This is a genomic window from Rhodococcus sp. I2R, from assembly GCF_020889545.1.
Taxonomy (GTDB): Bacteria; Actinomycetota; Actinomycetes; order Mycobacteriales; family Mycobacteriaceae; genus Rhodococcoides.
In genome coordinates, this window is the sequence record NZ_JAHUTG010000048.1 from 1 (window position 1) to 7,544 (window position 7,544).

A 7,544-nucleotide genomic window follows, 5' to 3' on the forward strand; every position below is an offset into this window, starting at 1 on the left:
GCAAACGCCCCGGGACCAAGACCACCTGACAGCCGAGCCCGTCACCGATATCCTCACCACAGCAGCACCCGGCATGGGGAATTACGTGACAACTACCCCTGGGGAATTACGAGACCGTCGACACCTGTTCGAGTTCAACGTCGGAGTACTTCGTTGGGCCTGGCGAGTGCAGTTCTATGGGTACTCTGCGCTCGGAACCGACCGCTACCCGCCGTTCACTCTCCGTCGCAGCGATTACCCGGCTGACTTCACCGTCGAGTATCCGGAGGAACTGTCCCGCGGTCTCGTTCTTGTCAAATGGTGGCTTCTTGCAATCCCTCACTACTTCGTGCTGGCACTGCTCGCCGGCGGGTGGTACGCGGGCTTCTACGATGCCGACGGCGATGTGACGCGGCCCTACCTGTTCAGCTCGCTGCTCGGCCTACTGGTTCTCATTGTCGGACTGAGCTTGCTCTTTCGGAATCGATACCCGAATGGACTGGGCGACTTCATCATGGGCATCAACCGGTGGGCGTTCCGTGTCGCCGCCTATGTGGCACTGATGCGCGACGAATACCCTCCGTTTCGATTGGATCAGGGACCGCAGGAGCCCAACTTCGACCCGGTGCTCCCTGCACCGACTGAACCCGATGCGGGGGGCCACTCCGATGTCAACGTCGACGCTGTCGCGGGGACATCGAGAAGCGAATAGGGGAGACAGATGCACGACCTTCGGTCGCAAATGAGAGGGGACAGGACATGTTCTGGTCAGACCATCAGCGTGTAGTCGTGGGTGTGGACGGCTCGGAAACCAGCGCCGCTGCAGCCCGGTGGTCCGCGACGATGGCGCTGCGCGCCAAGTCGCCGGTTGCACATCGCCACCGCAGTTCAGGACCCGGCACTGTATATGGCCGGGGCCATCATGGTGTTGCCAACCGAGGGGTGGGAACAGCAGCGACGAATTGCCGAGAAGCACCTCGCCGATTTGGTCGGGACTATTCGTGAGTCCCATCCGGGTCTCCTGGTGACCACCGAGGTGAGCGCAGGGTCTGCAGCCGAAATGCTCGTCCGGTTCTCACACAGCGCAGGACTGGTCGTGGTAGGCAATTCGGGAACCGGAATGATGGCCTCGGTGTTGCTGGGAAGTACAGCGAAGACGGTACTGGGTTCGGCAGTGTGTCCGGTGGTTGTCTGGCGAGATTTCGCCGACGTGACCGATTCGTCCGTAGTTGTCGGGGTCGACGGTAGTGCGACGAGTGAAGCCGCGATCTCGCATGCTTTCGAGCTCGCGTCGAACCTGGATGTCTCCCTGGTTGCTGCCCACGCGTGGAATCCAGTTTCGGAGGCTGGAGGTGCCATGCTGCCCGGACTCGTCGACTGGGCCGGACTGGAACAGGAAGGTCGCGCGCTGCTCACCGAGAGCCTCGCCGGCTGGAAAGAGAAGTACCCGAACGTGGCTATCGAGACGGTGCTCCGGCAGGGGAACGCGGCACATGTCCTTGTCGAACTCTCGAGGACTACCCAGCTCGTGGTCGTCGGTAGCCACGGGCGCCGGTCCGTTGCACGCCTGGTGTTGGGGTCGACCAGTAGCAATCTCGCTTATCATGCGCATTGCCCGGTGATGGTCTGCAAGGGAGTCCAGTGAGGGTGGCCGTGTCCGAGCCGCGGCTACTCCTTCACGGGCTTGGGTGTATCGGTCGCTGAATCGTCCTGGAGTATCGGGTCCCAGATATCGCCGGGTAGATCGCCGGGAAGGTACTTGTTGCCGCGTCCGACGAACCGGTCGTCGCGCCCCTCTCGGCGCATTGCCTCGAAGTCCGCCAGCGCACCGAACGCCCACTTGCCGAGCAGTGCGATGGCAACCAAGTTGACCGTCGCCATACCCGCCATCGCCACATCGGCGAGCGCCCATACTGTGTTCAGAGCTGTCAGGGAGCCGAATCCGATGGCTGCGAGCACGATCGTGCGCAGCACGTTGAGAAGTCTTCCGTCCACACCGAGGAAGTTGAGATTGATCTCCGCGTAGGAGTAGTTGCCCAAGATCGACGAGAAGGCGAAGGTGAAGATCAGCAACGCCATCGGCACCGCAGTCCACGTTCCCAGCTGCGCTGAGATGGAGTCCTGGGTCAGGACGGCGCCCGCTACGTCAGTGGGCTCGCCCACCTGGTAGACGCCCGAAACCAGAATGATGAATGCCGTTGCGCTACAGATGACTATGGTGTCGAAGAAGACGCCGAGCGACTGGATGAGTCCCTGCTTCACGGGATGCGAGACCGTTGCGGTAGCGGCTGCGTTGGGTGCACTGCCCATTCCTGCTTCGTTCGAGAACAGGCCTCGCTTGACGCCGTTCAACATTGCCGCGAGGATTCCGCCGGTTGTGCCGCCGATGGCTTCGTCGAGTCCGAACGCGCTGGAGACGATCTGCCCGAGAACTGTGGGAACTTCCCCGACATTCATCGCGACGATGACTGCGGCAAGCAGCACATACACCACCGCCATGAGTGGGAGCAGATACTCGGCGACTCTCGCGATTCGCCGAACACCACCGAAGAGAATCGGCGCAGAAAGCACCACCAGGAACACCGCAATCCAGCCAGCATCCAGTTCCAGCGTCGTGGAGAACGATTCGGTGATCGTGTTCGCTTGCACCATGTTGAAGGCGAATCCGAAAGCGAAGATCAGCAGGCAGGCGAAGACGATTCCCCATCGCCTGGACCCAAGTCCGTACTGGATGTAGTAAGCGGGCCCGCCGCGGAAACTGCCGTCGGGATTGCGCACCTTGTACATCTGCGCGAGCGTTGCTTCGATGAATGCCGTCGCCATTCCGACGACCGCGACGACCCACATCCAGAAGATCGCCCCAGGTCCACCGAGTGTGATGGCAATGGCGACACCAGCGATGTTTCCCGTTCCGACACGGGAAGCGAGACCGACGCAGAATGCCTGAAATGCCGAGATTCCGCCTTCGGCATTCGAACGAGAACCGCCGATCGCCTTGAACATCGAGGGGAGAAGGCGAACCTGCACGAACTTCGTGCGAATCGTGAAATACAGCCCCACCCCGATCAACAAATAGATGAGGAAGACGCTGTACAGACGGTCTGCCAAGAAGTCGATCACTGAATTGACGGTGTCCACGGTGTCATCCTCGTGTACTCGGTGGGGGGCGCGTCGGCAAGACTCTACTAGGGCGGAGGCGAACAGGTGAACCGATCCGTCGGCAATGCAGTAGTGGACTGATCGTGATATGCGGGGCGATAGTGGTTGTATGAACACCCAGAACCCGGATGTACCCGAGGACGTATTCGCCGATGTGGTGAAGCAGGTTGCGCACTTCGTAAGGTCGCGTGTGGTTCCACGCGAAGTGGAGATAATGAACACCGATACCATTCCCGTCGAGCTCCGGACGCAATCGGCAGAGATGGGGTTGTTCGGCTATGCCCTACCGCAGGAGTACGGCGGTCTCGGACTCAACCTGATCCAAGATGTGGAACTGGCCATGGAATTGGGCTACACGACGTTGTCGCTGCGGTCCATGTTCGGAACCAACAATGGCATCGCCGGTCAGGTCCTCGTCGGTTTCGGAACGGAGGAGCAGAAGTCGAGGTGGCTGCCGGGCATGGCGTCGGGGGACATCGTCGCATCGTTCGCGCTGACCGAACCAGGGGCGGGATCCGACCCGGCCGGGCTCCAGACAACCGCGAAGGCCGACGGTTCTGGGTGGACAATCAACGGAAGTAAACGCTTCATCACCAACGCGCCCATCGCGGACCTGTTCGTCGTGTTCGCGCGCCTCGACCCGAAACCCCCGGCCGGCAACGGTATCGCCGTGTTTCTCGTTCCTTCCGACGCACCTGGCATCGAGGTCGGTGTGAAGGACGCCAAGATGGGGCAGCAGGGATCGGGAACGGCAGATGTGTCCTTCTCCGATGTGAAGGTCGACGCTGCTGCTCTGGTCGGGGGCAACGGCGACATCGGGTACCGGGCGGCGATGACATCGTTGGCTCGTGGTCGGGTGCACATCGCGGCGTTGGCGGTCGGCCAAGCCCAACGCGCATTGGACGAGTCCGTCTCCTATGCAGCAGTTTCCACGCAGGGAGGCGAGCCCATCGGCAACTTCCAGTTGGTCCAAGCGATGATCGCCGATCAGCAGACCGGGGTCATGGCAGGACGTGCGATGGTCCGAGAAGCCGCCCGAGCCTGGGTGGAGGAGACGGATCGACGCATCGCACCCTCGGCAGCGAAGCTTTTCTGCACCGAGATGGTGGGCAACGTCGCCGATCTTGCGGTTCAGATCCACGGCGGCACCGGCTACATGCGCGAGGTACCCGTCGAACGCATCTACCGCGACGTGCGGCTCCTCCGTCTCTACGAGGGTACGAGCGAAATTCAGCGTTTGATCGTGGGAGGTGGATTGATCCGCGCCGAACAGAAACGAAACACCTGAGTGCCTCGTGCCCCGCAGGTCACCGAGACGGACTACCTGGGCAGAGTCGCCTTGTACTGCAGCGCATACGCCAGCTTTCCTGGCTTCTCGTCCGAGTACGGCGTGGAGAGCTTTCCGAATTCACCTTTGTCGGAGGACTTTCCGTCGTTCCACCGATCGAGTGCGCCCAATTCGGCGGCGGTCCGCCCGCTGTCGACGATCGCATCTTTCGGAAGGGCAACCTGGGCGCGCGAGACGGCCTCGACCGCGGCAAGGTAGCTTGTCATATCGCCGCGGTCCCACGCGCTCAGGTCTACGGCGCCGGAGTCGCGGATCCATGCGCCCCAATAGAATTCGAGGAACTCGATCGTTCCCGCCTCGAAGCCGATATCGCGCGCGAAATAGGTGAGGCCACGGAACCTGTCGTCGGCAAGATTGGACAGGCCGATGCCGGAGGGCAGTAGCTCGACCGGAATTTCGACACCGTCGACGTCACGAGTCCACACCCACCTGTTCTCCTGCATCTCGGCCCAGAAGTCGGCGGGGGAGCGATCGCTGAGATTGGCGACGACGCGTAACCGGAGATGAAGATTCGGACCACCGTCCGACGTCTCGTAGAACGATGTCAAGGTGTGATGGCCGTCTGTCAGATAGGGGGTGCCGCCCGGGCCGATGACCACGGTCTTCATCGAGGCGATGGACTCGGCGGTCTCTTGTCCGACAGCGATATCGCAGGTGAACGACGCCGGATCGTCGAGTCGGGCTTCGGGCAACGCGGATGCGGCTTCGCCCTGTCCGTTTGCCTCGCACCAATCGTCGAACTTCTTGTTGATCTCGTCTTTGCCCATGCTGTAGCGACCGAGCTTGTAGTACACCTGGTCGAAGCCGACCGACGGCTGGGTGGCGTGGACATCGCCGATACGTATATCGAGAAGTTCGCCTTCCTCAGCGCATCCGTACGGTGATCCGGCAGCTGATCCGGATCCGATCAGGTCGGCGAGTTCGCACAGGGGAGGCGCAGTCCTGGCTGGCGGTGCAGTCTGGGCGGGCAATGCCGAGGCCGTGCCGACGATCAGCGCGTTTGCGGCGACAAAGGCTGTCAGTGCCCCAAGGGCGATGGTTCTCCGAAACGACGCGACGCGCATGAAGGCCTCTCAGATCGACAACAAGCGAACCATCAGCGTCGTCCACGGTGGGGGCCGGAAGGTGGCCCCCAGATGGACTTGGGGGAGGCTTCCGGTGAATGCCAGCGTGGGTTGTCGATTGCCGTGGGTTGTCGACTATCCAGAGGACCGTTGGTCAGTCGATTGCTGTTCGGTGGCGATGTCGGTGGGCCGGGTGATGGACGGGACGATGATGGTGGGTATTGCGGCGTGGTGAAGCACTGCGCGGCTCGCCGACCCTGTGAAGAGCGGTGAGATCGCCCCGCGACTGCGAGACCCGACGACGATGAGTTGGGCGTGGGTCGCGTCGGCAAGAATTGCATGCGACGGATAGTCGTCCACGACGGCCGTCGTGATCTCCACAGCCGGGTATTTGTGGGACCACGGAGCAAGAATGCTGTCGAGCCAGCGCTGAGCCGATGCGCTCGGACCGCGCTGCGGCCCGAACTGGATGTATCCGCTCAACGCCGGCGACGAGTCCGGCGGGGTGTACGCATGAACCGCGTGGAGACCAACGCCAAGGCGCGCCGCTTGCGCAAAAGCGACTGCGAGAACGCTGTCGTCGGTGTCCGAGGAGAAGTCGATTCCCACCACCACCGGAGCGGGCGGCGCGTCGGTCCCTGTATCGGAGCTCGGTGGCCTGACCGGATAAGGCGCTGGCACGACAGCAACCGGGCACAGGGCATGGGTGGCAACGACGTTGCTGACCGATCCCAGCACCGCGCGGGCGAAACCCCCTCGCCGCCTTGATCCCACCACGATCATGCAGGCGTTCTTGCCCCAGTCCGTGAGGGCCTCCTCGGGCGGCGCGGGTGTCAATACTGTCTCCACGGGCAAGGATGCCCCTGCGGCGGCGTGCGCGATGACCCGCGATGTGGCAAGGGTCGACCGTGCGCGGGCACGAGCACTCGAAGCGCGGCCTCGTCCGGCTTCGTCACCCGTCGACAGCTCGGGGGACACTCCTGCGTGAACCAGTACCAAGCTCGTCGCCTGCGACGCGGCGTACGAAGCGGCCCATCGGACGGCGCTGCGCGAGGAAGCCGACCCGTCGACCCCCACGACCACGTAGTTGTTCATGGTGCCCATGGTGCGTGGAACTGCACCGCGAGAGAAGGGCATAAAGACCCCCATCTCGATCGACGACCGCCGCGTTCACACAGGACCGGCGACTTTCGACTCTGTTTCCACCGTCGCAGCACCGGAAGTATGACCGAGAACAGGTTTCGCAGGAAGCGAGTGAGCGATGAACGGTCACAGGATGCGTCGGATGTGGGGTTTGGCCCCGTGGAACGCCAATCCGCTGATGCGGCGGACCGATCGCACAGTGTCGCTGGTGGCGTGCACGGCGGTGGTTCTCGCGCTGGCTCTCGTGCCCTTCGCCGCTCTCGCTGGTGCGCTCACCTATGCAAGTGCGGCAGAGGAGTCTGCGATGCACCGGGCGAACGCTCACTGGATCAACGCCGTGGTGATCGATGACCCACACCGTTCAGCAGCGTCGGCGGCGTATGCCGATGTTATCGACAGTCGCGCGACGGTCGAGTGGCAAAGCCCGAGTGGGGAGACTCGCGCCGATCGGACGAAGGTTGCTCCGGATGTGCGACAGGGAGACCGAGTTTTCGTGTGGATCGACGACGCCGGCGAACTGGTCGACGCGCCCGCCAGTGGAATGGTGAACGCTGCCGTCGGCGTCGGGGTTGCGGTCGGGGTGCTGACGTTGGGCGGTCTGTCTATTGCTGCGGCGTCGGCGGCGTTCTGGTTCGTCGTTCGCCGGGAGCGGATGCGGCAGTGGGACCGTGAATGGCGCAGCTTCACGGAGTGCTTCGGAGACAAGTGAGCAATGATCGCGGCTAGGGTCAATACCGTTTACTTACGGCGGCGGTAGGGACTGCGCAGCGAGGACACGGGGTCGGTGGTCGATGCGTGGTGCGCCTCGGTGGTGTGGGTGTTTGACGTGAAATACGGACATTTTCCGTTTG

At 62.6% G+C, this 7,544-nt stretch carries 7 protein-coding genes; 4 read left to right on the forward strand and 3 right to left on the reverse strand.

The genetic code is table 11. From position 1 onward, the window contains the following. On the forward strand, positions 1–691 hold a 691-nt coding region (locus KVY23_RS24470), incomplete at its 5' end, for a DUF4389 domain-containing protein (RefSeq protein ID WP_230558497.1). 81 nt (positions 692–772) lie between these two features. After that, positions 773–1,624, forward strand: a complete 852-nt coding sequence (locus tag KVY23_RS24475; protein WP_294638880.1) for a universal stress protein — start codon at positions 773–775, stop codon at positions 1,622–1,624. Between the two features lie 23 nt (positions 1,625–1,647). Here KVY23_RS24475 and KVY23_RS24480 read toward each other — a convergent pair whose 3' ends face one another. Continuing rightward, complete coding sequence (locus tag KVY23_RS24480) at positions 1,648–3,117, reverse strand: sodium:alanine symporter family protein (protein ID WP_230558499.1); 1,470 nt, start codon at positions 3,115–3,117, stop codon at positions 1,648–1,650. A 130-nt stretch (positions 3,118–3,247) separates the two neighbouring features. Between KVY23_RS24480 and KVY23_RS24485 the strand changes: the two genes are divergently transcribed. After that, positions 3,248–4,426: an acyl-CoA dehydrogenase family protein gene (locus KVY23_RS24485; RefSeq protein ID WP_230558500.1), complete on the forward strand. Its 1,179-nt coding sequence runs from the start codon at positions 3,248–3,250 to the stop codon at positions 4,424–4,426. A 32-nt stretch (positions 4,427–4,458) separates the two neighbouring features. Here the strand turns inward: KVY23_RS24485 and KVY23_RS24490 are convergent, their stop codons facing one another. Both KVY23_RS24490 and KVY23_RS24495 read right to left on the reverse strand, forming a co-directional pair. Beyond that, positions 4,459–5,550, reverse strand: a complete 1,092-nt coding sequence (locus KVY23_RS24490) for a ParB/Srx family N-terminal domain-containing protein (RefSeq protein ID WP_230558501.1) — start codon at positions 5,548–5,550, stop codon at positions 4,459–4,461. A gap of 135 nt (positions 5,551–5,685) precedes the next feature. Further along, positions 5,686–6,645 (reverse strand): universal stress protein, encoded by a 960-nt coding sequence (locus tag KVY23_RS24495; protein ID WP_230558502.1) that lies wholly within the window; start codon positions 6,643–6,645, stop codon positions 5,686–5,688. 166 nt (positions 6,646–6,811) lie between these two features. Between KVY23_RS24495 and KVY23_RS24500 the strand changes: the two genes are divergently transcribed. Further along, positions 6,812–7,402, forward strand: coding sequence for a hypothetical protein (locus tag KVY23_RS24500; protein WP_230558503.1), 591 nt, complete (start codon positions 6,812–6,814; stop codon positions 7,400–7,402). The last annotated feature ends 142 nt before the right edge of the window (positions 7,403–7,544 follow it).

Bases quoted from the DNA above. Each gene is read 5' to 3' on its own strand.
- KVY23_RS24490 (WP_230558501.1), bottom strand. From the start codon at position 5,550: ATGCGCGTCGCGTCGTTTCGGAGAACCATCGCCCTTGGGGCACTGACA.
- KVY23_RS24485 (WP_230558500.1), top strand. From the start codon at position 3,248: ATGAACACCCAGAACCCGGATGTACCCGAGGACGTATTCGCCGATGTG.
- KVY23_RS24500 (WP_230558503.1), top strand. From the start codon at position 6,812: ATGAACGGTCACAGGATGCGTCGGATGTGGGGTTTGGCCCCGTGGAAC.
- KVY23_RS24495 (WP_230558502.1), bottom strand. From the start codon at position 6,645: ATGAACAACTACGTGGTCGTGGGGGTCGACGGGTCGGCTTCCTCGCGC.